Source organism: Variovorax sp. 05T418 (genome assembly GCF_056396385.1).
In genome coordinates this window covers 456104-479890 of the sequence record NZ_JBFTLJ010000003.1, presented here as the reverse complement: position 1 = coordinate 479890, position 23787 = coordinate 456104, and the positions used below count along the sequence as shown (strand labels likewise).

Here is a 23787-nt window from a genome sequence, read left to right as displayed (position 1 = left end):
CCGCTAGAAAGTCGATGAAACCGCCGCGCCCGCCTCAGCGCGCGAGCTGCCATTGCTGGCCGGCGCTGGGGGCCAGGTGCGCGCCGGTGAGCCAGTCCCACTGGACATTCGGGTTGTGATAGGGGTCGTGCTCGAAGCGATCGATCCACTTGGTGCTGGCGTGCGCCTGCTCGCGCGCTGCCCGCTGCTGCTTCTCTTCGGAAACATGGTCGTGCCCGCGCGAGGCGCTCTCCAGGTGCAGCAGCGAGGCGAACGGCGTGCAGACGTTGCGGTAGCCCGCATCGTTCACCTTCAGGCACAGGTCGATGTCGTTGTAGGCCACCGGCAGGTGCTCGCCGTCGAAGCCGCCCACCTGCTCGAACACCTGGCGCCGAACCGCCAGGCAGGCGCCCGTGACCGCCAGGTAGTCGCGCGTGCCCGCCAGCCGCCCGTCCAGGCCGCTGTCGGTGGCGCCGTCGGTGCGGCACACATGCATCGCCAGCGGGCCGCTTTGCAGCATGACGCCGGCATGCTGGACCGTGCCGTCGCCGTACAGCAGCTTGGCGCCCACGCAGCCGATGTCCGGCCGCATGGCTTCGCCGACCATCTCCCTGAGCCATCCGCCATCGAGGATCTCGATGTCGTTGTTCAGGAAGAGCAGCACCTCGCCGGTCGAGGCCTGCACGCCGGCGTTGTTGATGGCCGAAAAATTGAAGGGCCCCGGCACCCGCAGCACGCTGACGCGAGGGTCCGCGGCCAGTTCGGCGAAGAGGGACAGCGTGGCCGGCTCGACGCTGTCGTTGTCGAGGATGAGGACTTCGAAGTCCGGATAGTCGGTCTTGCGCAGCAGGCCGTCCAGGCAGGTCCTCACCAGGTTGGCGCGGTCGCGCGTCGGCACGAGCACGCTGACCCGTGGCGCGGGGCTGGGCAGCGGGCGGCGGACATGGTTGACGAACTCGGCGATCGGCGAGGGCAGCACCTCGGCCGCCAAGCCCGCCTGCCGGAACGCCGCCTCGGCCGCCACCCGCCGGGCCGCCGCCGCATAGGCCTCGACGGCCTGCCGCGTGTCGCCCGCATCGATGACCAGCGGGACCTGCCGGTGGTACAGCACCGAGGGAACATGGCGCACCTGGCTGCAGGGCAGCGGCATGGCCACCCTGCAGTGCAGGTCGTAGCCGGCGGCCGGCTCGAATTCGGCGCGAAAGCCTCCGGCCGCCAGGACGTTGGCGCGCCTCATCACGCACAGGCCGTCCAGCAGGTCGAAGCCGAGCTGCGCCTCCGGATCCCATGCCGACTTGAAGCGCGGCTTGCATCGCAGTTGGCCCTCTGCGATCCAGTCCTCGTCCGCATAGACGACGGCCGCATCGGGCCATTTGGCGAGGGTGAGCTGGATCGACGAAACGGCCTGCGCGGCAAGGCGGTCGCCCGCGAGGATCACGCCGAACCACGGCTCGGCCGTGTGCTCGAGCGCGAGCTGCTGCAGTTCGAGCCGGCTGGCCGGCGCACTCGCGGGCACCAGCCGCACATTGATCGAATCGCGAACGAACAGGAGCGCATGGCCGACCACTTCGGCGCGCGAAGGGTCGCAGGCCACCACCACGTCGAAGCGGTGGCACAGCTGTGCCGAGAGCGAAGCCAGCGTGCTGTGCAATGCCTCGTCGCTGCCGCTGTCGGCAATGGCGAAGGTCAAGCCCTCGCGGTACGGAAGATTCTCCAGCTCAGAGCGAAGCGCCGGCTGTTCTGCCTTGTGGCGGGACGCTTCGTCGCGTGTCCACGCGCTGTAGGCGGTGTCGGTGAAGGCAGAGAACCGGCACGCCGCGGCCCATTGGGCGTATCGCGCTTGATCGATAGGCAAATCTTTCCCCCTACTCTGCAAAGAGATGGCACAACCCTCGGGGCTTGCCGGCATGCAGAGCCCCCCATCAATTCAGAATAGCGACGCGATGGATCGCTTGGGTAACAACCCACTTAACATTTGTTGCGGCCGGGTTCCGCGGTGAGCATTCGTTACATGCCCGGGAACCCTTGCGGGGCTTGTTTCCGAGGAGGCCGGCCGTCCCGGTCAGCAAGCGGTCAGTGACCTTTCGTAGCCGTTCGGATTGCCCTGCTGCCAGCGCCAGCTGTCGGCGCACATCTGGTCGAGCCCGCGGCGCGCGCGCCAGCCCAGCGTGGCTTCCGCCAGCGAGGGGTCGCCCCAGTACGCGGGTACGTCGCCGGGCCGGCGGGGACCGATCTCATAAGGCAGCGGCCGTCCGCTCGCGCGCTCGAAGGCCTGCACCACCTCCAGCACGGAGGCGCCGCGGCCGGTGCCGAGATTCAGCGTGACCAGTCCCTCATGGCCTTGCGCATGCCGAAGCGCCGCCACATGCCCTTCGGCGAGGTCCATCACATGCACGTAGTCGCGCACGCCCGTGCCGTCGGGCGTGGGGTAGTCGTTGCCGTGGATCAGCAGCTTGTCGCGCTGTCCCACGGCCACCTGGCAGACGAAAGGCATCAGGTTGTTCGGCTTGCCCTGCGGATGCTCGCCGATGAGGCCGCTTTCATGCGCGCCGACCGGGTTGAAGTAGCGCAGCAGTGCAATGCGCCAGCCCGGCTGTGCACGGTGCAGGTCGGCCAGCGCCTCTTCCACCATGCGCTTGGAGCGCCCGTAGGGATTGGCCGGCCTGCAGGGCGCGTCTTCCGGAATGGGCGAGTGGTCGGGTTCGCCGTACACCGTGGCGGACGACGAAAAGATCAGCGTCCGCACGCCCGCCTGCTGCATGGCCGAGGCGAGCACGAGGCTGCCGTGCACGTTGTTGTCGTAGTAGGTGAGCGGGTCGGCCACCGAGTCGCCCACGGCCTTCAGGCCCGCGAAGTGGATCACGGCCGCAAAGCTCTCTTCGCCCAGCACGCGGTCGAGCAGCGCCCGGTCGCGCACGTCGCCCTCGATCAGCCGCGGCGCGCTGCCGGTGATCTGCCGCAACCGCTCCAATACCCGGATATCGCTGTTGCCCAGATTGTCGAGAATGACCGGCGTGTATCCGGCGGCGGCCAGCGCGACGCAGGTGTGGCTGCCAATGAAACCTGCACCACCTGTCACCAGAACGCTTTTTGGGGCCATGAGAACTCTTGCTTGGTTGAATGGGCCGATTCTGTACGAGCTTTCCCGGGGCCGGTTTGCGCGCGCTCACTGCGCGGCCCTGTGCGAGAATCAATTGATTACATCTTTGCACGCGCTTCCATGCAGAACGAAGAGACAAGCTATCCCGGCATAGAAACCCAGACCGAAACGCTGACGCCCGTCGCGCCGGTCCGAAAACGCCCCAAGCCCGGGGAGCGGCGCGTGCAGATCCTGCAGGCGCTGGCCGCCATGCTCGAGCAGCCCGGCGCCGAGCGCGTGACCACCGCGGCACTGGCTGCGCGGCTCGACGTCAGCGAGGCCGCGCTCTACCGCCACTTTGCGAGCAAGGCGCAGATGTTCGAGGGCCTGATCGACTTCATCGAGCAGAGCGTCTTCACGCTGGTGAACCAGATCCTCGAGCGCGAAGGCGCAACGGGGGCCCAGCAGGCCGCAAAAATTCTCACGCTGCTCGTGCAGTTTGCCGAGCGCAACCCGGGCATGACGCGCGTCATGGTGGGCGATGCGCTGGTGTTCGAGAACGAGCGCCTCCAGCAGCGCATGAACCAGTTCTTCGACAAGATCGAGGCCACGCTGCGACAGGTGCTGCGCGGGGCGGCCGCCGCGGACGGCTCGGCCACCCCGAGCGTGGATGCGCAGGTGCGCGCCGCCGCGCTCACGGCCTTCGTGGTCGGGCAGCTGCAGCGCTTCACGCGCTCGGGCTTCCGCCGGGCGCCGTCGGAGCACCTCGAAGCCACGATCGCGCTGATCGTCTGAAACCTCGGGCGGCCTTCGGCGGGCCGCCTATCGAGGCGATAGCTCAATGTGATGCGGCAAGGCCGCATTCATTGACAAAATGCATGGGCCCCTACAACTCCAGAGGAAAGCCCACCCATGACCGACTCCCGCAAGCTCACCACCGAAAACGGCGCGCCCGTCGAGAACAACCAGCAATCGCAGACGGCCGGCCCCGGCGGCCCCGTGCTGATGCAGGACCACCACCTGATCGAGAAGCTTGCGCGCTTCGACCGCGAGCGCATTCCGGAGCGCGTGGTGCATGCGCGCGGCTCGGGCGCCTTCGGCACCTTCGAGGTGACGGCCGACGTGTCCAAATGGACCAAGGCCAGGTTTTTGAGCCAGGTCGGCAGGAAGACCGAGGTGCTCGCACGCTTCTCGACCGTGGCGCTCGAACTCGGCTCGGCCGACACCGTGCGCGACCCGCGCGGCTTCGCGCTCAAGTTCTATACCGAAGACGGCAACTACGACCTCGTCGGCAACAACACGCCGGTCTTTTTCATCCGCGACCCGCTCAAGTTTCCCGACTTCATCCACTCGCAGAAGCGCGACCCCTACAGCCACGTGCAGGAGCCCAACAACGCCTGGGACTTCTTCTCGCACTCGCCCGAAGCGACGCACCAGTTCACCTGGCTGTTCGGTGACCGCGGCATTCCGAAGAGCTACCGCCACATGGACGGCTTCGGCTCGCACACCTTCCAGTGGGTGAACGCCAAGGGCGAGGCCTTCTGGGTCAAGTACCACTTCAAGACCCACCAGGGCATCCAGACCTTCGTGGCCGAGGAGGCGCAGCGCGTGGGCGGCGAAAACCCGAACCACCACCACCTGGACCTGCTGCATTCCATCGAGCGCGGCGAATTCCCGAGCTGGAAGGTGCAGGTGCAGATCATGCCGGTGGCCGAGGCGCAGACCTACCGCTTCAACCCCTTCGACCTGACCAAGGTCTGGTCGCACAAGGACTATCCGAAGATCGACATCGGCATCCTCACGCTCAACCGCAATCCCGACAACTACTTTGCCGAGATCGAGCAGGCCGCGTTCAACCCGGCCAACTTCGTGCCCGGCATCGGCCCTTCGCCCGACAAGATGCTGCAGGGCCGCCTGTTCAGCTACGGCGACACGCAGCGCTACCGCCTGGGCATCAACCACACGCAGCTGCCGGTGAACCGCCCGCATGCCACCACGGCGCAGAACTACGGCCGCGACGGCGCGATGCGCGGCGACGGCAACGGCGGCCGCGGCCCCAACTACGAGCCCAACAGCTTCAGCGATGCGCCCAAGCAGAGCAACGAGCCGGTCTACGCGCCGCTCGAGATCCATGGCTGGACCGGCAGCCACCAGTGGCAGCAGCACCCCGAGGACAACGACTTCGTGCAGGCCGGCGACCTCTACCGGCTGATGGACGAAGCCGCCAAGGAGCGCCTGGTGAACAACATCGCGGGCGGCCTGGGTGCGGTGACGCGGCAGGACATCATCGACCGTTCGGTGAGCTACTTCCGCCAGGCCGATGCCGACTACGGCGCGCGGCTCGACAAGGCCATCAAGGCCGTGCAGGCCAGGCTCAGGGGCGAGGAGGTGAGCGTGCAGATCGGCAAGCCGGCGCACGACGCAAGCCGCAGCTGATCCACGGGCGGCAGTGGGGTACCCAGGGTAGTGCGCGGCGGGGCATCGTGCTCGACTTGCCCGGTTGCGAAGCGTAGGATCAGCGCCCCCCTTGCCGCTGAGTCGCGGCGACAAGTTCCGTGTTCGTGTGGCTTCTGAACGGAGGTTCGTATGAGCTATCACCTGGAAGGTCGCCTGCTCGAGGTATGCAACTGCAACGTCCTGTGTCCCTGCTGGATCGGCGAGGACCCTGACAACGGCACCTGCGACACCATCGTCGCGTGGCGCATCGACAAGGGAACCATCGACGGCGTCGACGTCGGCGGCAACACCATCGCGGCCGTGGCGCATGTGCCCGGAAACATCCTCGAAGGCAACTGGACGGCGGCGATCTTCGTCGACGACAAAGCCTCCAAGGAGCAGGAAGAGGCGCTGCTCAAGGTCTACACCGGCAAGGCCGGCGGCCCGATCGCCGACCTGGCCGCCCTCATCGGCCAGGTGGTGTCGGTCGAGCGGGCGCCCATTCGCTTCACGGTGAACGAAGGCAAGGGCGAGCTGGAGATCGGCAAGGACTACTACGCCGAACTCGAACCCTACCGCGGCGCGACCGGCGGGCAGACCACGCTGTCGGACACCGTGTTCTCCACGGTGCCGGGCGCGCCGGTGTTCGTCGGCAAGGCGCCCACCTACCGCTCGAAGAACCCCGCCCTCGGCATCGACCTCGACATCAAGAACCACAACGCCCTGCAGAGCACCTTCGTCTTTGATTCATGAGCGCCGTGCCGGGCCGCCCCAAGCAAGCTCGCACCGCAGTGCGGAGCACGAAGGTTAGCCAGTGAACCCCGCGGCCGGCTTGCCGCCGCGCAACGTCATCCGCCACCGCCGCGTGTTCCTGCCGGTTCTCGCTGCGCTGGCCGCGCTTGCGTGGATGGCATTGTGGGCCTGGGCGCGCAGCCCCTACGGGCGCTATCTCGAACACGGCGACTGGACCGCCTCGGGGCCGGCCGCGTTCCTGTGCCAGGCCATTCCTGCCGGCGGCGTGGTCGTGCCCGCAGTGCTCTATGCGGTGGCGTGGATCCTCATGACCATGGCCATGATGCTGCCGACCACGCTGCCGCTGTTCAACGCCTTCGACCGCCTGACCGCGGGGCGTGCGGACCATGCGCGCCTGCTCGTGCTGCTGGGGCTTGGCTACATGGCCGTGTGGGGTGCCTTCGGGCTGCTGGCGCACGGGCTCCACAGCGCGGTGCTGGCGCTGCTCGCGAGCGCGCCCACGCTGGCCTGGCACGGCTGGGTGATCGGCGCCGCGACCATCGCGCTGGCCGGCGCGTTCCAGTTCAGCCGCCTCAAGCACAAGTGCCTCGAGAAGTGCCGCACGCCGCTGAGTTTTGTCATCGAGCACTGGCGCGGCCATGCGCAGGCGCGCCATGCGTTTGCGCTGGGCCTGCACCATGGCCTGTTCTGCGTCGGCTGCTGCTGGGCGCTGATGCTGCTGATGTTCGCGCTCGGCACCGGCAGCCTGGGCTGGATGCTGCTGCTGGCCGCCGTCATGGCGCTGGAAAAGAACGTTCCCTGGGGCCACCGCCTGAGCGCGCCGCTCGGGTTTGCGCTCTTGGGCTGGGCCGTCTTCATGGTGGGGGCGCATGTCTGAAGCCATCTCCGAGGTGCGCCGCGCGCCGTCCACCCTGCAGACCGTCGCGCTGACCGCGGTGGCCATGCTCGCATTCGCGGCCAATTCGCTGCTGTGCCGGCTCGCGTTGCAGCAGCGGGGCATCGATCCGGCCAGCTTCGGCAGCATCCGGCTGGTTTCCGGTGCGCTCACGCTCGCGCTGGTCGTGCAGTTCCGCTCCCGGCCTGCCGTGCCCGGCCGTGCCGACTGGCTCGCGGCCGCCATGCTGTTCGCCTACGTCGCCTTCTTTTCCTTCGCCTACCTGAGCCTCTCCGCGGGCACGGGCGCGCTGATCCTGTTCGGCGCGGTGCAGCTCACGATGCTCGGCGCGGGCCTGGGCTCGGGCGAGCGCTTCGGGCTCGTGGCATGGCTCGGCTTCGTGCTGGCGGCCGGCGGGCTCGTCTACCTGGTGCTGCCGGGCGTTGCGGCGCCGCCGCTGCTGGGCGCCGTGCTGATGGCCATCGCCGGGGTGGCGTGGGGCGTGTATTCGCTGCGCGGCCGCGGCGTGCCCGATCCGCTGGCCGCCACGGGCCGCAACTTCTTGCGGGCCGTACCGCTGGCCCTGGCGCTGAGCCTTGCCTTCATGATGCGCGCCCATGCGGATGCCACCGGCATCGCGCTGGCCGTGGCCTCCGGCGCCTTGACCTCGGGGCTCGGCTATGTCGTCTGGTATGCGGCGCTCGCGCGCCTGTCGGCCATGCAGGCGGCCACCGTGCAGCTGTCGGTGCCGCTCCTGGCGGCGTTCGGCGGCGTGCTGCTGCTGTCGGAGGCGATCACGCCGCGGCTGGCGGCGGCCTCGGTGGCCATCCTGGGCGGCATTGCGATCGTGCTGAGCCAGAAGTCGCGCAAGGCGCGGCGCTAGAAGGAAACGCGGCCTTTACGCGGCGGCGACCGCCACGCCCACCTTGGTTCCGGCCGCGACGATCTCGCCCCAGGTCGCATCGTCCAGCCAGATGCCGTCGCGCTCGCGCGCCACGCGTGCAGCGCGCTCCGGCTCGCCGGCGATCTGCACCTGGTCGAAGCCGGCGCCCGGCGGGCTCTGGCGCAGCCACTCGACGAAGGCCGTCGCCTCCTGCGCGAAGCTCTCCTGGGTTCCCAGTTTGGCGGGATCGATCAGGATCGTCAGCATGCCGTTGAGCACCGTGCGTGCGGTGTCGGCCGGGCGGTGCCAGGTGCCGCCACCGGTGAGCGCGCCGCCCAGCAGCTCGCAGGCCATCGCCATGCCGTAGCCCTTGTGTTCGCCGAAGGTCATGAGCGCGCCGAACAGGCCGTTGGCCTGCGGCACGACCACCACGCCCGGGTCATTGGTGGGCGCGCCGCGCTCGTCGATCAGGTAGCCGTCGGGCACGCGTTCGCCCTTGTTGTGGGCGACGCGCATCTTGCCCTGCGCCACGCGGCTGGTGGCAAAGTCGAGCAGGAAGGGTTCGGCGCCTGCGAGTGGAATGCCGATGCAGCAGGGGTTGGTGCCAAAGCGCCCGTCGCCGCCGCCCCACGGCGCCACCACGGGCCGCGACAGCACGTTGACGAAGTGCATCGAGACCAGGCCCTCGGCCGTTGCCATTTCGGCGAAGTGCCCGATGCGGCCCAGGTGGTGCGCGTTGGCGAGCGTGAAGATGCAGCTGCCGTGCTGCTTCGCCCGTGCAATGCCGAGTTCCATCGCCTGCACGCCGACGATCTGGCCGTAGCCATGCTGGCCGTCGAGCGCGAGCAGCGTGCCGATGTCGGTGTTGATCTTGACCGCGGCATTGGGCACGAGGCCGCCTTCGGCCACCGCATCGACATAGCGCGGCAGCATGCCCACGCCGTGCGAATCATGGCCGCTCAGGTTGGCCAGCACCAGGTTGTCGGCCACCTGCGCGGCTTCGGCCGGCGTGCTGCCGGCGGCTTCGAGGATGCGGGCGCATTGCGATCGCAGAACAGAGGAGGAAAGGGTTTGGGGCATAGGTTCCTTACATCACCGCGCCGACTTGCCAGGGCACGAATTCATTTTGGCCGTAGCCATGTTTCTCGCTCTTCGAAGGCTCGCCGGACGCGGTGGCCAGCACCAGTTCGAAGATGCGCTGGCCCATCTCCTGGATCGAGCTGGTGCCATCCACGATCTCGCCGCAGTTGATGTCCATGTCTTCTTCCTGCCGCTGCCACAGCGCCGAGTTGGTCGCAAGCTTGAGCGAAGGAGAGGGGGCGCAGCCGTAGGCCGAGCCGCGTCCGGTCGTGAAGCAGATGATGTTCGCGCCGCCCGCGACCTGCCCGGTGGCGCTCACGGGGTCGTAGCCCGGCGTGTCCATGTAGACGAAGCCGTGCGCCGTGACCGGCTCGGCGTATTCGTACACCGCCTCGAGGTTGCTCGTGCCGCCCTTGGCCACCGCGCCGAGCGATTTTTCGAGGATGGTCGTGAGGCCGCCGGCCTTGTTGCCCGGCGAGGGGTTGTTGTTCATCTCGCCTTCGTTGATCTCGGTGTAGTGCTCCCACCACTTGATGCGGTCCACCAGTTTTTGGCCGACCTCGCGCTTGACGGCTCGGCGCGTGAGCAGATGCTCGGCACCATAGACCTCGGGCGTCTCGCTCAGGATGGCCGTGCCGCCGTGCGCCACCAGCAGGTCGACCGCCGCACCGAGGGCCGGATTGGCGCTGATGCCGGAGTAACCGTCCGAGCCGCCGCACTGCAGGCCGATCGTGATGTGCGCCGCGCTGCAGGGCTCGCGCTTGACCGCATTGGCGCGCGGCAGCATCTCGTTGATCAGCGCAATGCCTTTCTCCACCGTCTTGCGCGTGCCGCCGGTGTCCTGGATGTTGAAGGTGCGGAAGTTCTCGCCCTCGGCCAGGTGGCCGGTCGCGAGCCAGGCATTGATCTGGTTCGCCTCGCAGCCCAGGCCCACCACCAGCACGCCCGCGAAGTTGGGGTGCGTGGCATAGCCCGTGAGCGTGCGCTCCAGGATCTGCATGCCCATGCCTTGTGTGTCCATGCCGCAGCCCGTGCCGTGGGTGAGCGCCACGATGCCGTCGACGTTCGGGTAGCCGGCCAGCGCCGATGGATTGGTCTTGCGCGAGAAGTGGTCCGCAATGGCGCGCGCCGCGGTGGCCGAGCAGTTCACGCTCGTGAGCACGCCGATGTAGTTGCGCGTGGCCACGCGGCCGTCGGCCCGCCTGATGCCCATGAAGGTGGCCTCGCGCTTCGCGGGCGCGGGCTTCACGTCGGCGCCGAAGGCGTAGTCGCGTTCGAAGTCGCCCTTGTCGGGGCCCATGTCGAGGTTGTGCGTGTGCACGTGCTCGCCGGCCGCAATGGGCTTGCTCGCGAAGCCGATGATCTGGTTGTAGCGGCGCACCGGTTCGCCGGCGGCAATGGCGTGCGTCGCCACCTTGTGCCCGGCGGGAATCAGGCCGCGCACGGCAAAGTCTTCGACCTTGGCGCCGCCGACCAGCTGGCTGCGCGCGATCACGACATCGTCGGCCGGATGCAGGCGAATGAAGGGATTCATCGTGGAACTCGTGTTGTGTGGGAATCGGAAGGAGGAGCGGTTTTTTTCGCGCGGCGCCAGCTCGCGCTGAACCGCTGGTGCGAGTTGTCCATGTGGGCGTGCATGGCGGCCCGCGCGGCCTCGGGGTCGCGCGCGGCCACGGCGTCGCGGATGGCCTCGTGCTCGGCAATCGCCGAGCGCCAGGAGGCCACCGTCTCGAAGTAGCCGCCCAGGCGCGTGAAGATCGGGCCGTTGCGCGAATCCCAGAAGCTCTGCACCGTTTCCACCAGCACGGCGTTGCCGCTGGCATTGACGATGGCCACGTGGAATTCGCGGTCGCCTTCGAGCGGCAGTATTTCGCGGTCGGCGAGCCCGCGCATCGTTTCGATGGCGCGGCTCATGGCGTCGATGTCCTTGCGCTTGCCCACGGCAGCTGCAATGGCGGCGGTCTCGCCCTCGATCACGCGGCGCGCGCGGATCAGCTCCAGCGGGCCCCATTCGGTGGGCGCCACCGGCTTGCTCGCGCGGTGCGAGCGGTCCAGCACATACACGCCCGAGCCGGTTCGGACCTCGACCCAGCCCTCGACCTCGAGCGCGATCAGCGCCTCGCGCACCGAGGGCCGGCTCACACCGAGCTGCTGGGCCAGGTCGCGCTCGGCCGGCAGCCGCGCGCCGACGGCAAGCTCGCCCTTGCCGATCAGCCCGCGCAGCTGGTCGGCAATCTGGCGATAGAGGCGCTGGGGTTCGACGGTCTGGAGCGGCACGGGTGGTGGGGTTAAGGGTTGTCCTGAATTGGACAAGTGGTAAGGCCAATTCAGAATACGATCCGTACCGCGCCGCTGCCATCGGGCCAAACCCTGAACGCCGGGCAGCCGGTGCGCCACTTTCCAAGGAGACATGCATGAGACTCAAGGGCAAGACCGTGCTCGTGACGGCGGCCGGACAAGGCATCGGCCACGCGAGCGTGCTCGCCATGGCCGCCGAAGGCGCGCAGGTGTGGGCGACCGACGTGAACGAGAAGCTGCTGGGGCGCTACGCCGGCGTCGCCAACGTGCGCACGGCGAAACTCGACGTGCTCGACAAGGACGCGATCGGCGCCTTCTTCAAGAGTCTTCCCGCGCTCGACGTGCTGTTCAACTGCGCCGGCGTGGTACATAACGGCACCGCGCTCGAGGCCACCGACAAGGACCTCGAATTCGCGTTCGCCCTCAACGTGCGCGCGCAGTTCTGGACCATCCAGGCCGCGCTGCCCGGCATGCTGGCCGCAGGACGCGGCAGCATCATCAACATGGCGAGCGTCTGCTCCAGCATGAAGGGCCTGCCCAACCGCTTCGTCTACGGCACCACCAAGGCCGCGGTGCTGGGCCTGACCAAGAGCGTGGCGGCCGACTTCGTGTCGCGCGGCATCCGCTGCAATGCCGTGTGTCCCGGCACGGTCGACACGCCCTCGCTCGGCGAGCGCATCAATGCCAACGAAGACCCCGAAGCGGCGCGCAAGGCCTTCATCGCGCGCCAGCCGATGGGACGGCTCGCGCAGGCCGAGGAAATCGCGCCCGTGGTGGTGTTCCTGGCGAGCGACGAATCGGTGTTCGCCACCGGCCAGGCCTTCACGGTGGACGGCGGCATCACCATATGAACCAGCTCGACTTCGCGGGCCGCCACGCCGTGGTGACCGGCGGCGCGGCGGGGTTGGGCTACGGCATTGCCGAGCGGCTGATCGCATCGGGCGGCAGCGTCACGCTCTGGGACCGCGACGAGGCTGCCGCCGGCAAGGCCGCGGCGGCGCTCGGCTCCAAGGCCTTTGCCGTGAAGGTCGACGTGGCGCAGCAGTCTTCCGTCGCTGCGGCCGTGGCGGCCACGCTCGCGCATTCGCCGCGCATCGATGCGCTGGTCAACAGCGCCGGCATCACCGGTCCCAACACCAGGCTGTGGGACTACCCGGTGGACGATTGGCGGCAGGTGATGGAGGTCAACATCAACGGCGTGTTCCTGTGCTGCCGCGAAGTGGTGGCGCAGATGCGCGCGCAGGGCTACGGCCGCATCGTCAACATCGCTTCGGTCGCGGGCAAGGAAGGCAATCCCAATGCCAGCGCGTACAGTGCAAGCAAGGCCGCCGTCATTGCGCTCACCAAGTCGCTGGGCAAGGAGCTGGCCGACACCGGCATCCGCGTCAACTGCGTGACGCCCGCGGCGGTGAAGACCGCCATCTTCGACCAGATGACACCGGAGCACATCGCATTCATGCTCTCGAAGATTCCCATGGGCCGCTTCGGCACGGTGGAGGAGGTGGCCGCGATGGTCGGCTGGCTCTGCACCGAAGATTGCTCGTTCTCCACCGGCGCCGTGTTCGACCTGTCCGGCGGCCGCTCCACTTACTAAGTCAGTCAGTCTCCCCAAGAAAGGACCACATGAAACTCGTTCGCTATGGCAACCCCGGCAAGGAAAAGCCCGGCCTCATCGATGACAACGGCCAGCTGCGCGACCTGAGCGCGCTGGTCAAGGACATCGGGCCCGAGCAGCTCGGCGATGCCGCGCTGGCCAAGCTGCGCAAGCAGAAGGTCGACAAGCTGCCGCTGGTCAAGGGCAAGCCGCGCTTCGGCAGCCCGGTGGCCAACGTCGGCAAGTTCATTGCCATCGGCCTGAACTACGCCGACCACGCGGCCGAGTCCGGCCTGCCGATTCCGAAGGAGCCGGTGGTCTTCATGAAGGCCACCAGCTGCATCCAGGGCCCGAACGATCCGGTCATGCTGCCCAAGAACTCGGTCAAGAGCGACTGGGAAGTCGAGCTCGGCGTGGTCATCGGCACGCGCGCGCGCTATGTCTCGCAGAAGGACGCGCTCAACTTCGTGGCCGGCTACTGCACCATCAACGACGTGAGCGAGCGCGAGTTCCAGATCGAGCGCGGCGGCACCTGGGACAAGGGCAAGGGCTGCGACACCTTCGGCCCGATCGGCCCCTGGCTCGTGACGCGCGACGAAGTGCCCAACCCGCAGAAGCTGTCGATGTGGCTCGACCTCAACGGCAAGCGCATGCAGACCGGCAGCACCAAGACCATGATCTTCAGCATCGCCAAGATCGTGAGCTACCTGAGCCAGTTCATGACGCTCCTGCCCGGCGACGTCATCACCACCGGCACGCCGCCCGGCGTGGGCCTGGGCATGAAGCCGCCGCTCTACCTGAAGAAGGGCGACGTGATGACGCTGGGCATCGAAGGCCTGGGCGACCAGCGCCAGGAAGTGGTTCCGTTCAAGCTGTAAGCCAACAACCAGCGAGCAGCCAGGAAGCGGCGCGGCGGGCATTGGCCCGGCGCGCCGTTCTTGTTTGTGCGGCGTCGGTTTTAAATGTCCCATTGACAGAACATTGAAACTGCAAAAACATCAAAGGCATGTCGCAGATGCCTTTGCCGAAGTACCACCAGATCTACCTGGTCCTGCGTGAGCAGCTGCACGAAGGCCGTTTCGCCGAGGGGCTGCCCGGCGAGCTTGCGCTCATGGCGCAGTTCAACGTGGCGCGTGTCACGGTGCGGCGCGCTCTCGAGCAGCTGTCTTCCGAAGGCCTGATCGCGCGCAACCCGGGGCGCCGCACGCGCGCGCTGCCGCCCGTGCTCGCAGGCGAAGCGAACAACAGCGGCAACGGCATGGAGCGCGCCAATCTGCGCGGCCTGCTCGAGAACCTGGTGACGATGGGCCTGCACACCTCGGTGAAGGTGATCGAGGTGGCCACCATCACGGCCTCCACCCAGGTGGCCGAGGCGCTGCAGCTGCAGCTGGGCGACCCGGTGCAGAAGGCGGTGCGCGTGCGCTCCACCAAGGAAGGCCCGCTCTCGCACATCACCACCTACGTGCCCGACACGATCGCGCGCCGCTTCGGCCGCCGCGAGCTGTCGAAGAAGCCGATCCTCGTGCTGCTCGAGGAATCGGGCGTCAAGGTGGGGCGCGCGCACCAGACCATCTCTGCGCGGCTGGCCGACAGCCTGATCGCGCAGCACCTCGACGTGTCGGTCGGCTCCGCGCTGCTCGCGGTGCGCCGCCTGATCTACGACGAGGACGAGCGGCCCGTGCAGTGGCTGCATGGCCTCTACCGCCCCGACCGCTACACCTATGAAATGCAGCTCTCCCGCGTGGGCGGCATCGACGCGAAGGTGTGGGTCAGCAAGGACGTGTCAGCCAAGTTCAACTGAAGAGAAGAAAAGGAAAGCCCCATGCAGAACCGCCGCAGTTTCGTGTCGCAGTCCGCCGCCCTGGCGACCGCCGTTGCCTTTCCGCTCGTGGCCGGCGCGCAGCCCAAGACCGTCAAGGTCGGCGTGCTGCATCCGGTCACCGGGGCGCTGGCCTATTCGGGCCAGCAGTGCCGCCTCGGCGCGCTGATGGCCATCGAGGACATCAACGCCGCCGGCGGCATCAAGGCGCTGGGCGGTGCGAAGCTCGAGGCCCTGCTGGGCGACGCGCAATCGCAGCCGCAGGCCGGCGCGGCCGAGGTCGAGAAGATGAACGAAGCCGGCGTGTCCGCCATCGTGGGCGCCTACGCCTCGGCCATCTGCCTGGCGACCACGCAGGCAGCAGCCAAGTACAACCTGCCGCACGTCGTCGACGTGGGCGTGGCAGACCAGATCGTGGAGCGCGGCCTGAAGAACACCTTCCGCTTCGGCCCCGGCTACAAGAAGTCGACCGAGGTGGCCATGGCCAACCTGCTGGTGCTCAACAAGGCCGCGGGCAACCCGGCCAAGACGGTGATGATCATCCACGAGGAGTCGCTGTTCGGCGCCGGCACCGCGCAGCTGCTCTCGCGCGAGCTGCCGGGCTACGGCTTCGAGGTGAAGGAGGTGGTGAAGCACGCCAACCCCACGCGCGACTTCAACAACATCGTGCTGCGCATGAAGTCGGTCAACCCGGACATCGTGATCCCGGCCAACTACTACAACGAGTACGCGCTGCTGGTGCGCACCATGCAGCAGCAGAAGGTGGTGCCCAAGGCGATCTTCTCGGTGCTGGGCGGCGCCGCATCGAGCTACAAGTTCGTGAAGGAGTTTCCGGACGCGGCCAACGGCATCATCGACTGCAACCACTGGTTCAACCCGAAGGACAAGCGCTCGCAGGAGCTGCGCAAGCGCGTGGAGGCCAAGGGCCAGTTCTTCAGCTACGAGGTCTTCATGACCTACACCTCGATGTGGCTGCTGGCCGATGCGCTGGAGCGCGCGAAGTCGGCCGAACGCGCGGCGATCGTCGACGCGCTGGAGAAGAGCACCTTCTCGAATCACATCATGCCGTATGGCCCGACGAAGTTCGTCAACGGACAGAACGAGGGCGCGCAGCCGTTGATGACGCAGGTGGTGAAGAACGACATCAAGGTGATCATTCCGCGCGACTACCGCGAGGTGGAGCCTGTGTTTCCGCTCAGGGCATGAACATGTCGCTGCATGGTGTGGGGTGCGGTGACGGGCGGTCTGGCTCTGGGCGTCCGACGTCACCGGTCCTTCGGACTTCGCTGCTGGCAAGCCCCCCGTATTCCGCCGATCGTCGATCAAGCATGGAGCCCGGTATGCGGTGCGGGCCGGGCGAACCCCTCTGCGCCGCCGAGGAGCGCAGCGTTTCGCGGATCAGGGCTCGCAGCTGTTTGAGCGTAGCGAGTTCTGCGAGACCCCGCGAAACGCGAGCACCGCAGGGCAGCCCGAAGGGCCGGCGCAGTGGGGTCGCACGGCCCGCACCGCATACCGGGCGGATCCCACAAGGCGCACAAAGCAAATGTTCGATCTAAGCATCCTCTTCCCCTCGATCCTGAACGGCCTCACCACAGGCGCCGTGTACGCATTGATCGCGCTGGGACTCACGCTGATCTACGGCGTGCTTCACATCATCAACTTCGCCCACGGCGCCTGCCTGATGCTCGCGCTGTACGCCGTCTACTTTCTCAAGGAGCGCTGGGGCATCGACCCGTACATGGCGCTGCCCATCGCGGTGGCCGGCATGTTCGCGCTCGGCTACGCGCTGCAACGCGTCGTCATCAACCGCGCGGGCCACGGCAAGGACGAGAACATCCTGCTCGCCACGCTCGGCATCGCCATCGTCATGGAGAACCTCGCGCTGCTGTTCTTCAAGTCGGACACGCGCAGCATCGACACCGCCTACTCGCTCAGCACCGTCGCCATCGGCCCCGCCATGATCGCCGTGCCCAAGCTCGTGGCCTTCGCGGGGGCGCTCGTGGTGTCGGGCATCCTGTTCTGGATCATGGGCCGCACCGACCTCGGCCGCGCCATCCGCGCCGTCGCCAAGGAGAAGGAAGGCGCCAAGCTCATGGGCATCGACGTCGACCATGTCTATGCCATGAGCTTCGGCATCGGCCTGGCCTGCCTCGGCGCGGCCGCCTGCTTTCTGCTGCCGGCCTACTACGTCAACCCGCAGGTGGGCGGCGGCTTCGTGCTCGTGGCCTTCACCATCGTGGTGCTCGGCGGCATGGGCAGCTTCGTCGGCGCGCTCATCGGCGGCCTCCTGGTCGGCGTGGTCGAGTCGCTCGGCGGGCTGTACCTGGGCGAATCGCTCGGGCAGATCGGCATCTTCGCGATCTTCATCGGCGTGGTGCTGTTCCGGCCCCAGGGCATGTTCGGAGCCAGGGCATGAGCAGCGCACGCGCACAACTCGCGGGCATCGCGCTCTTCGCGGTGCTGGTCGGCTGCGTGCCGCTCGCCACCAAGTCGGGCGTCGCGCTGAACTTCGTGATGATGGCGCTCTACGCCACGCTCATTGCGCAGGCCTGGAACATCCTCGGCGGCTTCGGCGGGCAGTTCTCGTTCGGGCATGCGCTGTTCTTCGGCACCGGGGCCTACATCCAGGCCATCGCGCAGTTGCAGGGTGGCATCAACGCCTGGGCCGCGCTGCCGCTGGCGGTGGCCGGCGCCGCGGGGGTCGGGCTCTTCGTCGGCGCGCTGAGCTTCCGCTATGGCCTCAAGGGCTCCTACTTCGCGCTCGTCACGCTGGCCTTCGCGGAGGTGTTCCGCATCCTCGCGCTGTCGGTGAATTTCACGGGCGGCGGCGTGGGCCTGATGGTGCCGCTGCGCGAGTCGGCGGCCAACCTGCAGTTCGCCTCGCGCGCCGGCTACCTGTGGTTGGTGCTCGCGATGGTGGTCGCGGCCTTGCTCGTCACCTGCTGGCTGCGCAACGGCCGCTTCGGTGCCTACCTGCAGGCCGTGCGCGACAACGAGGATGCGGCGCGCGCCGTGGGCGTGAACCCGTTTCGCGTCAAGCTCGCGGCCATCGGCCTCTCGGCCGCCTTCATGGGTGCGGCCGGCGCGTTCTATGTACAGGTGTTCCAGTACATCGACGCCGGCATCGCCTACGGCCCGGCCGTCTCGGTCGAAGCGCTGGTGGCCGCCATCGTGGGCGGCATGGGCACGCTGTGGGGCCCGGTGCTGGGCGCGGTCGTGCTGCACCTGCTGTCGGATTTCACGCGCAACCTGTTCGGCGAGCTGCCGGGCATCAACATGGTGATCTACGGCACGGTGCTGGTCGTGATCGTGATCTTCCTGCCGCGCGGCGTCGCCGGGCTGGGGCTGTCGGCGCGGCAGCTGTGCAATCCGAAGAAGGGAGGCCGCCATGACTGAGGCGCTGCTGGCCGTGGGCGGGCTCTCGCGTTCCTTCGGCGGACTGAAGGCCGTGCAGGACGTGAGCCTGTCGGTGAAGGAGGGCAGCCTGAGCGCGCTGATCGGCCCCAACGGCGCCGGCAAGACCACGCTGTTCGCGCTGATGTCGGGCTTCCTCAAGCCCGACGCCGGCACTGTGCGCTTCGCGGGCCAGGACATCACGGGCCGCGAGCCGCACCGCAATGCGCTGCTCGGCATGACGCGCACCTTCCAGATCGTCAAGCCCTTTGCGGCGCAGACGGTGCGCGAGAACATCGCGGTCGGTGCGCACCTGCACCTGCGCGGCCGCCGCGAGGCGCTGGCGCATGCCGAGGCCATCGCGCTGCGCGTGGGCCTTGCGCCGCAGCTCGACAAGGCCGCTTCGGACCTCACGGTGGCCGGCCGCAAGCGGCTCGAACTGGCGCGCGCGCTGGCCACGCGCCCGCGCCTGCTGCTGCTCGACGAAGTGCTGGCCGGCCTCAACCCGCAGGAGATCGCCGAGATGATGCCGGTGGTGCGCGGCATTGCCGACAGCGGCGTCACGGTGCTGATGATCGAGCACGTGATGCAGGCCGTGATGCACCTGGCCGAACATGTGTGGGTGCTGGCGCAGGGCCAGCTGATTGCCGAAGGCAGCCCGGCGCAAGTGACCTCCGACGACAAGGTCGTCGAGGCCTACCTGGGCCATGGCACCGCGGCGCGGCTGCGCAAGGCCGCTTCGGGAGCTAGCGAATGACCGCGTTGCTGGACATCCAGGGCCTGCGCGGCGGCTACGGCCGCGTCGAGGTGCTGCGCGGCGTCGACCTGCAGGTGAACGCCGGTGAAATGGTCGCGCTGCTCGGCAGCAACGGCGCGGGCAAGTCCACCCTCAACAAGATGGTCTGCGGCCTGTGCCCCGCCTGGAGCGGCAATGTGCGCTTCGACGGCAAGGACCTGAGCGGCGCGCACTACCGCGACGTGGTCAAGGCGGGCCTGATCCAGGTGCCCGAGGGCCGCAAGGTGTTTCCCAACCTCAGCGTGCTGGAGAACCTGGAACTCGGCTCCTTCACGCGGGCGCGCGAGCGCCGCGCGGCCAACGTCGAGAAGATGTTCCACATCTTCCCGCGGCTGCGCGAACGCATGGCGCAACACGCCGGCACCATGAGCGGCGGCGAGCAGCAGATGCTGGCCATCGCGCGCGGGCTCATGGCCGAGCCCGTGCTGCTGATCCTCGACGAGCCCTCGCTCGGGCTTTCGCCGCGGCTGGTGGAGGAGATGTTCACGCTGATCCGCGAACTGCGCGACGGCGGCCTCGCGGTGCTGCTGGTGGAGCAGAACGTGGGCCAGTCGCTCGAGATCGCGGACCGCGCCTACGTGCTGGAGAACGGCAGCGTGCGTTTTTCGGGCCTGCCCGGCGAACTGCTCGGAAGCGACGAACTGCGGCGCGCCTACCTGGGGCTCTGAAGCCCGCACATCACATTGAGATACCCCCGATTTCCTCGGAGACAAGACACATGAAGAGACGCGACACCCTTCTTCTTCCACTGGCCGCCGCATTTGCCGGCAGCGCGTTCGCGCAGATCGGCAATGCGCCGGTGCGCATCCTCGTCGGTGCGCCCGCGGGCGGCTCGACCGATACGCTGGCCCGTTCGCTGGCCGTCAGCATGGGCCCGGCGCTCGGCCGCACGGTGATCGTCGAGAACCGGCCCGGCGCGGGCGGCAACATCGCGGCCGATGCCGTGGCCAAGGCCGCGCCCGATGGCAACACGCTGCTGATGAGCTTCACCAGCCATGCGATCAATGCCACGCTCTACCCGGCGCTGCCTTTCGACCCGGTGAAGGACTTCACCGCGCTCACCTGCGTGGCGACCTCGCCCTCGATCCTCGTCGCGCATCCGTCGGTGCCTGCGAAGGACGTGCGCGAACTCATTGCGCTCGCCAAGGCGAAGCCGGGCCAGCTCAACTTCGCGATCGGCGCGGTGGGCTCGTCGCTGCACATGGCGGGCGAGGCCTTCAAGATGCAGTCGGGCGTCGACATCGTGAACATCCCCTACAAGGGCACCTCGCCCGCCGTGCAGGACGTGCTCGCCGGCCAGGTGCAGCTGATGTTCGCGGCCGTGGGCAACGTCAAGGCACACATCCAGGCCGGCAAGCTCAGGGCGCTGGGCGTGACCACGGCCAGGCGGTTGCCGGCCTTTCCCGACGTGCCCGCCATTGCCGAGGCGCTGCCGGGCTACGAGTCGAGCGCATGGTTCGGCCTCTTCGGCCCGGCCCGCATGCCGGCGGAGCGCGTGAAGCAGCTCGGCGACGCCGCGCGCCATGCACTGCAGCAGGCCGACATGCGCCAGCGGCTCGAAACCGAGGGCGCGATACCGGTGGGCAATTCGTCCGAACAGTTCTCCGCCTTCGTGCAGAGCGAGATCGCGCGCTGGGCCAAGGTCGTCAAGTTCTCGGGAGCCAAGCCGGAATGACCTTCAACGCTCCAGACCGCGCGCCGGCGCAACAGACGCTGGCGCAGAAGCTCATTGCGCGCGCCAGCGGCCGCGCGCAGGTGGCGGTGGGCGAGATCGTGACCTGCGGCGTCGACATGGCCATGTTCCACGACTCCTCCGGTCCGCGCCGGCTGCAGCCGATGCTCGAGGAGCTCGGCGCGCAGATCTGGGACCGCTCGCGCGTGGTGCTCGTGATGGACCACTACGTGCCCGAGCGCGACGACGATTCGCGCCGCATCGTGCGCATTGCGCGCGACTGGGCGCGCGACCAGCAGCTGCCGCACGTGTACGACAGCCAGGGCATCTGCCACGTGGTGGTGCCGCAGCACGGCCACATCCGCCCCGGCATGCTGTGCGTGGGCGGCGACTCGCATTCGCCCACGGGCGGCGCATTCGGCGCCTACATGTTCGGCATCGGCAGCACCGAGATGCTGGGCGTGATGGTCACCGGCGAGATCTGGCTGCGCGTGCCGGAGACCATCCGCATGTGGTGGGACGGCGCGCTGCCCGCCGGCGTGACCGCCAAGGACATGATGCTGCACATGATCGGCCGCTTCGGCATGAACGGCGGGCGCTACCAGGCGGTGGAGTTCGCGGGCCCGGCCGTCGCCGCGCTGTCGATGCAGGAGCGCATGACGCTCTCCAACATGAGCGCCGAGCTGGGCGCGCAGGCCGGCCTGATCGCGCCCGATGCCACCACCGCCGCATTCCTCGCACAAGCCGGTGCCCCGCCGGTCGACATGGCGCCGTGGTTCACCGACGAAGGCGCCGCGCTCACGCACCACCGCTTCGATGCCGCCGCGCTCGAGCCCTACGTCGCCGCGCCGCACAGCCCGGCCAACGCGCACGGCGTGAGCCGCTACCTGGGCACGCATGTCGACGTGGCCTACATCGGCGCCTGCACCGGCGCCAAGCTCGACGACCTGCGCGCCGCGGCCCAGGTGCTGCGCGGCCACAAGGTGGCGGCGGGCATCCGCCTGATCGTGGCGCCGGCCAGCCTGCACGACCAGGAGCAGGCGCGCGAAGAGGGCGTGCTGCAGGTGCTGATGGACGCCGGCGCCGAACTCTTCCCGACCGCCTGCGGCGCCTGCTCGGGCTACGGCGATCCGATGGGCGACGGCATCACGGTGATCTCGACCACGGCACGCAACTTCAAGGGCCGCATGGGCTCGCCGACCGCGCAGGTGTACCTGGGCTCGCCCTACACGGTGGCCGCGGCCGCACTGCGCGGCTGCGTGACCGACCCGCGCGAGGTGCTCGCATGACTGCGGAAACCCTGCACCGCACGCACCGGGTGTGGCGCCTGGGCGCCGACATCGACACCGATGCGCTCGCGCCCGGCCATGCGATGAAGCACGGCATCGACGTGATCGCAAAGCATTGCCTCGAAGCCGTCCGCCCTGATTTCGCGCGCGGCGTGCGCCCCGGCGACGTGATCGTGGCCGGGCCGAACTTCGGCATCGGTTCGTCGCGCGAGCAGGCCGCGGCCGTGCTCGTGCAGCTGGGCGTGGCCGCGGTGATTGCGCCTTCGTACAGCGGCCTGTATTTCCGCAATGCCTTCAACGTGGGCCTGCTGCTTCTGACCTGCGCCGAAGCCGAGTCGCTGCAGGACGGCGAACGCATCGTGCTCGACACCCGCACGCCTGCGATGCGCACCGCCGATGCGCGCATGCTCGCCTGCGAGCCCGTGCCGGGTTTCCTGATGGACATGGTCGATGCCGGCGGCCTGCTGCAGCTGCTGCGCCGGCGCATGGCCGCCAAGAAAGAAGCCGATGCAGGGCGCTGAACACGATCCGCAACGCGCCGTGCTGCAGGCCACGGTGGCGCTGCACGCGGCGCAGCCAGCCACCGCCGAGGCCGCATCGCAGGCGCGGCGCCTGCTGGCCGATACCGTCGGCTGCGCGCTCGCGGGCCGGCATGCGAGCGAGGTGCAGCGCCTCGAAGCCGCGCTCGCAGCCTGCGAACCCGGCGACTTTTCTTTTCCTGGCGGTCCGCCGATGGCGGTGCAGGCCGCCGCGCAGGTGCTGGCCATGGCCGCGACCTGGGACGAGGCCTGCGAAGGCCATGCACTCGCGCACGGCCGGCCCGGCGTGCCGCTGGCGGCGGCGCTGCTGCCGCTCGCACTGCGGCGCGGTGCGAGTCTTGGTGAGTTCATCGATGCCTTCGTGCTCGGCTACGAGGTCGGCGCGCGCTGCGGCGCCTGGCTGCGCATCCGGCCCGGCATGCATGTCGATGCGAACTGGCCCGCGCTGGGCGTGGCGGCCGGCGTGGCGCGCCTGCTCGCGCTGCCGCCGGCGGGCATCGTGCAGGCCATCGACATCGCGGCCTGCCAGCTCGCGACCAGCCTCTACCTGCCGGTGCAGCAGGGCCGCACCGCGCGCAATACCTACCTTGGCCACAGCGCATCGCTGGGGCTGCAGGCGGCCTTTGCCAGCGCGGCGGGCATCGACGCGCCGGACGGTGCGCTGGCTCACTACGCCCGCACGCACTCGGCCGCGACCGCGCAGCCGCTGCCCGATGCGGCGACCCTGCTGCTGCGCGATGCCTACCTCAAGCCCTTCGCGGCCGTGCGCCACGTGCACTACGGCGCGACCGCCGCGCGCCAGGTCCGCGAGCAGCTGGCCCAGGACACCACCGGCATCCAGGGCATCGTGCTCAAGATATACGAAGAGGCGATCGTCTACTGCGGCAACCGCGCGCCGCGCACGCCGATCCAGGCGCAGTTCAGCCTGTCTTTCGGCGTCGCGGCGATGCTGCGCTTCGGCGATGTCGATCCATCGGCCTATGCCGCGCCGCGCTTCGACGATGCCGAGCTGCGTCGGCTCGAAGCCCTGGTCGTGCTCGAAACCGATGCCGGCCTCACGGCGCGCAAGCAGCGCGGCGCCACGCTCCAGGTGTCGCACGCGGGCGGCACGCTCGCGCAGACCGTGGGCACCATCACGGGCGATGCCGCCCATCCGCTCGACCGCGCGGCGCTCGCCGCCAAGTTCGTGCACTACGCCGCGCACAGCGTGCCGGCCCAGCAGGCCGCGCGCTTCTGCGAGGGCGTGCTGGACGCGCCCGACGGCACCCGTCTTCGCGCGCTGTGGCAGCAGCTTGCCGCCTGA

At 68.6% G+C, this 23787-nt stretch carries 23 protein-coding genes; 18 read left to right on the top strand and 5 right to left on the bottom strand.

What is annotated here, in order from left to right; all coding sequences use genetic code 11:
- Positions 1-34: 34 nt before the first annotated feature.
- Complete coding sequence (locus tag AC1DMS_RS08230) at positions 35-1669, bottom strand: glycosyltransferase family 2 protein (protein ID WP_436287278.1); 1635 nt, start codon at positions 1667-1669, stop codon at positions 35-37.
- A 372-nt stretch (positions 1670-2041) separates the two neighbouring features.
- Positions 2042-3079, bottom strand: coding sequence for a UDP-glucose 4-epimerase GalE (galE, locus tag AC1DMS_RS08225; RefSeq protein WP_436287279.1), 1038 nt, complete (start codon positions 3077-3079; stop codon positions 2042-2044).
- A gap of 120 nt (positions 3080-3199) precedes the next feature.
- Here galE and slmA point away from each other — a divergent pair, with 120 nt between their 5' ends.
- The 5 genes from slmA to AC1DMS_RS08200 all read left to right on the top strand — a co-directional run bounded on the left by slmA (position 3200) and on the right by AC1DMS_RS08200 (position 8004).
- Positions 3200-3853 carry a nucleoid occlusion factor SlmA gene (gene slmA, locus AC1DMS_RS08220; RefSeq protein WP_012745930.1) on the top strand — a complete coding sequence of 218 codons (654 nt, stop codon included), beginning with the start codon at positions 3200-3202 and terminating at the stop codon, positions 3851-3853.
- A 117-nt stretch (positions 3854-3970) separates the two neighbouring features.
- Positions 3971-5494: a catalase gene (locus AC1DMS_RS08215; RefSeq protein WP_369664205.1), complete on the top strand. Its 1524-nt coding sequence runs from the start codon at positions 3971-3973 to the stop codon at positions 5492-5494.
- A gap of 150 nt (positions 5495-5644) precedes the next feature.
- Entirely contained in the window at positions 5645-6247 is a 603-nt protein-coding gene (locus AC1DMS_RS08210; RefSeq protein WP_018903738.1) for a DUF1326 domain-containing protein, read from the top strand.
- Positions 6248-6308: 61 nt separating this feature from the next.
- The gene (locus AC1DMS_RS08205) at positions 6309-7124 is read left to right on the top strand and encodes a DUF2182 domain-containing protein (RefSeq protein WP_307596424.1); all 816 of its coding nucleotides are present in this window, start codon (positions 6309-6311) and stop codon (positions 7122-7124) included.
- Positions 7117-8004, top strand: a complete 888-nt coding sequence (locus tag AC1DMS_RS08200; protein WP_369664206.1) for a DMT family transporter — start codon at positions 7117-7119, stop codon at positions 8002-8004. Before AC1DMS_RS08205 ends, AC1DMS_RS08200 begins: the two co-directional genes overlap by 8 nt.
- A 15-nt stretch (positions 8005-8019) precedes the next feature.
- Here AC1DMS_RS08200 and AC1DMS_RS08195 read toward each other — a convergent pair whose 3' ends face one another.
- From AC1DMS_RS08195 to AC1DMS_RS08185, 3 genes are read right to left on the bottom strand one after another with little or no spacing between them, the layout of a single operon-like run.
- On the bottom strand, positions 8020-9084 hold the full coding sequence (locus tag AC1DMS_RS08195) for a malate/lactate/ureidoglycolate dehydrogenase (protein ID WP_018903735.1): 1065 nt from the start codon (positions 9082-9084) through the stop codon (positions 8020-8022).
- 7 nt (positions 9085-9091) lie between these two features.
- Positions 9092-10618 (bottom strand): UxaA family hydrolase, encoded by a 1527-nt coding sequence (locus tag AC1DMS_RS08190; RefSeq protein ID WP_369664207.1) that lies wholly within the window; start codon positions 10616-10618, stop codon positions 9092-9094.
- Positions 10615-11361, bottom strand: coding sequence for a FadR/GntR family transcriptional regulator (locus tag AC1DMS_RS08185; RefSeq protein ID WP_018903733.1), 747 nt, complete (start codon positions 11359-11361; stop codon positions 10615-10617). The genes AC1DMS_RS08190 and AC1DMS_RS08185 overlap by 4 nt, the downstream gene beginning before the upstream one ends.
- A 137-nt stretch (positions 11362-11498) precedes the next feature.
- Between AC1DMS_RS08185 and AC1DMS_RS08180 the strand changes: the two genes are divergently transcribed.
- The 13 genes from AC1DMS_RS08180 to AC1DMS_RS08120 all read left to right on the top strand — a co-directional run bounded on the left by AC1DMS_RS08180 (position 11499) and on the right by AC1DMS_RS08120 (position 23787).
- Complete coding sequence (locus AC1DMS_RS08180) at positions 11499-12233, top strand: SDR family oxidoreductase (protein WP_018903732.1); 735 nt, start codon at positions 11499-11501, stop codon at positions 12231-12233.
- On the top strand, positions 12230-12976 hold the full coding sequence (locus AC1DMS_RS08175; RefSeq protein ID WP_018903731.1) for an SDR family NAD(P)-dependent oxidoreductase: 747 nt from the start codon (positions 12230-12232) through the stop codon (positions 12974-12976). Before AC1DMS_RS08180 ends, AC1DMS_RS08175 begins: the two co-directional genes overlap by 4 nt.
- Before the next feature lie 29 nt (positions 12977-13005).
- Complete coding sequence (locus AC1DMS_RS08170; protein ID WP_012745943.1) at positions 13006-13854, top strand: fumarylacetoacetate hydrolase family protein; 849 nt, start codon at positions 13006-13008, stop codon at positions 13852-13854.
- A 137-nt stretch (positions 13855-13991) separates the two neighbouring features.
- Positions 13992-14777 carry a GntR family transcriptional regulator gene (locus AC1DMS_RS08165; protein ID WP_012745944.1) on the top strand — a complete coding sequence of 262 codons (786 nt, stop codon included), beginning with the start codon at positions 13992-13994 and terminating at the stop codon, positions 14775-14777.
- Between the two features lie 21 nt (positions 14778-14798).
- Complete coding sequence (locus AC1DMS_RS08160) at positions 14799-16001, top strand: ABC transporter substrate-binding protein (RefSeq protein WP_018903729.1); 1203 nt, start codon at positions 14799-14801, stop codon at positions 15999-16001.
- A gap of 337 nt (positions 16002-16338) precedes the next feature.
- A complete protein-coding gene (locus AC1DMS_RS08155; RefSeq protein ID WP_018903728.1) occupies positions 16339-17211 on the top strand; it encodes a branched-chain amino acid ABC transporter permease in 873 nt (290 codons plus the stop codon).
- Positions 17208-18191: a branched-chain amino acid ABC transporter permease gene (locus AC1DMS_RS08150; protein WP_369664208.1), complete on the top strand. Its 984-nt coding sequence runs from the start codon at positions 17208-17210 to the stop codon at positions 18189-18191. Before AC1DMS_RS08155 ends, AC1DMS_RS08150 begins: the two co-directional genes overlap by 4 nt.
- Entirely contained in the window at positions 18184-18945 is a 762-nt protein-coding gene (locus tag AC1DMS_RS08145; RefSeq protein ID WP_018903726.1) for an ABC transporter ATP-binding protein, read from the top strand. The genes AC1DMS_RS08150 and AC1DMS_RS08145 overlap by 8 nt, the downstream gene beginning before the upstream one ends.
- On the top strand, positions 18942-19652 hold the full coding sequence (locus tag AC1DMS_RS08140) for an ABC transporter ATP-binding protein (RefSeq protein ID WP_018903725.1): 711 nt from the start codon (positions 18942-18944) through the stop codon (positions 19650-19652). Before AC1DMS_RS08145 ends, AC1DMS_RS08140 begins: the two co-directional genes overlap by 4 nt.
- 50 nt (positions 19653-19702) lie before the next feature.
- On the top strand, positions 19703-20659 hold the full coding sequence (locus AC1DMS_RS08135; RefSeq protein WP_018903724.1) for a tripartite tricarboxylate transporter substrate binding protein: 957 nt from the start codon (positions 19703-19705) through the stop codon (positions 20657-20659).
- Positions 20656-21945 carry a 3-isopropylmalate dehydratase large subunit gene (locus AC1DMS_RS08130; RefSeq protein ID WP_018903723.1) on the top strand — a complete coding sequence of 430 codons (1290 nt, stop codon included), beginning with the start codon at positions 20656-20658 and terminating at the stop codon, positions 21943-21945. The genes AC1DMS_RS08135 and AC1DMS_RS08130 overlap by 4 nt, the downstream gene beginning before the upstream one ends.
- Positions 21942-22466 carry a LeuD/DmdB family oxidoreductase small subunit gene (locus tag AC1DMS_RS08125; RefSeq protein ID WP_018903722.1) on the top strand — a complete coding sequence of 175 codons (525 nt, stop codon included), beginning with the start codon at positions 21942-21944 and terminating at the stop codon, positions 22464-22466. Before AC1DMS_RS08130 ends, AC1DMS_RS08125 begins: the two co-directional genes overlap by 4 nt.
- Entirely contained in the window at positions 22453-23787 is a 1335-nt protein-coding gene (locus AC1DMS_RS08120; RefSeq protein ID WP_018903721.1) for an MmgE/PrpD family protein, read from the top strand. Before AC1DMS_RS08125 ends, AC1DMS_RS08120 begins: the two co-directional genes overlap by 14 nt.

What these genes read in the sequence shown, in the direction of transcription:
- AC1DMS_RS08125 (WP_018903722.1), top strand. Translation starts at nt 21,942, where the DNA reads ATGACTGCGGAAACCCTGCACCGCACGCACCGGGTGTGGCGCCTGGGC.
- AC1DMS_RS08120 (WP_018903721.1), top strand. Translation starts at nt 22,453, where the DNA reads ATGCAGGGCGCTGAACACGATCCGCAACGCGCCGTGCTGCAGGCCACG.
- AC1DMS_RS08165 (WP_012745944.1), top strand. Translation starts at nt 13,992, where the DNA reads ATGCCTTTGCCGAAGTACCACCAGATCTACCTGGTCCTGCGTGAGCAG.
- AC1DMS_RS08215 (WP_369664205.1), top strand. Translation starts at nt 3,971, where the DNA reads ATGACCGACTCCCGCAAGCTCACCACCGAAAACGGCGCGCCCGTCGAG.
- AC1DMS_RS08210 (WP_018903738.1), top strand. Translation starts at nt 5,645, where the DNA reads ATGAGCTATCACCTGGAAGGTCGCCTGCTCGAGGTATGCAACTGCAAC.
- AC1DMS_RS08190 (WP_369664207.1), bottom strand. Translation starts at nt 10,618, where the DNA reads ATGAATCCCTTCATTCGCCTGCATCCGGCCGACGATGTCGTGATCGCG.
- slmA (WP_012745930.1), top strand. Translation starts at nt 3,200, where the DNA reads ATGCAGAACGAAGAGACAAGCTATCCCGGCATAGAAACCCAGACCGAA.
- AC1DMS_RS08200 (WP_369664206.1), top strand. Translation starts at nt 7,117, where the DNA reads ATGTCTGAAGCCATCTCCGAGGTGCGCCGCGCGCCGTCCACCCTGCAG.
- AC1DMS_RS08130 (WP_018903723.1), top strand. Translation starts at nt 20,656, where the DNA reads ATGACCTTCAACGCTCCAGACCGCGCGCCGGCGCAACAGACGCTGGCG.
- AC1DMS_RS08150 (WP_369664208.1), top strand. Translation starts at nt 17,208, where the DNA reads ATGAGCAGCGCACGCGCACAACTCGCGGGCATCGCGCTCTTCGCGGTG.
- AC1DMS_RS08170 (WP_012745943.1), top strand. Translation starts at nt 13,006, where the DNA reads ATGAAACTCGTTCGCTATGGCAACCCCGGCAAGGAAAAGCCCGGCCTC.
- AC1DMS_RS08135 (WP_018903724.1), top strand. Translation starts at nt 19,703, where the DNA reads ATGAAGAGACGCGACACCCTTCTTCTTCCACTGGCCGCCGCATTTGCC.
- AC1DMS_RS08145 (WP_018903726.1), top strand. Translation starts at nt 18,184, where the DNA reads ATGACTGAGGCGCTGCTGGCCGTGGGCGGGCTCTCGCGTTCCTTCGGC.
- AC1DMS_RS08140 (WP_018903725.1), top strand. Translation starts at nt 18,942, where the DNA reads ATGACCGCGTTGCTGGACATCCAGGGCCTGCGCGGCGGCTACGGCCGC.
- AC1DMS_RS08155 (WP_018903728.1), top strand. Translation starts at nt 16,339, where the DNA reads ATGTTCGATCTAAGCATCCTCTTCCCCTCGATCCTGAACGGCCTCACC.
- galE (WP_436287279.1), bottom strand. Translation starts at nt 3,079, where the DNA reads ATGGCCCCAAAAAGCGTTCTGGTGACAGGTGGTGCAGGTTTCATTGGC.
- AC1DMS_RS08195 (WP_018903735.1), bottom strand. Translation starts at nt 9,084, where the DNA reads ATGCCCCAAACCCTTTCCTCCTCTGTTCTGCGATCGCAATGCGCCCGC.
- AC1DMS_RS08160 (WP_018903729.1), top strand. Translation starts at nt 14,799, where the DNA reads ATGCAGAACCGCCGCAGTTTCGTGTCGCAGTCCGCCGCCCTGGCGACC.
- AC1DMS_RS08175 (WP_018903731.1), top strand. Translation starts at nt 12,230, where the DNA reads ATGAACCAGCTCGACTTCGCGGGCCGCCACGCCGTGGTGACCGGCGGC.
- AC1DMS_RS08180 (WP_018903732.1), top strand. Translation starts at nt 11,499, where the DNA reads ATGAGACTCAAGGGCAAGACCGTGCTCGTGACGGCGGCCGGACAAGGC.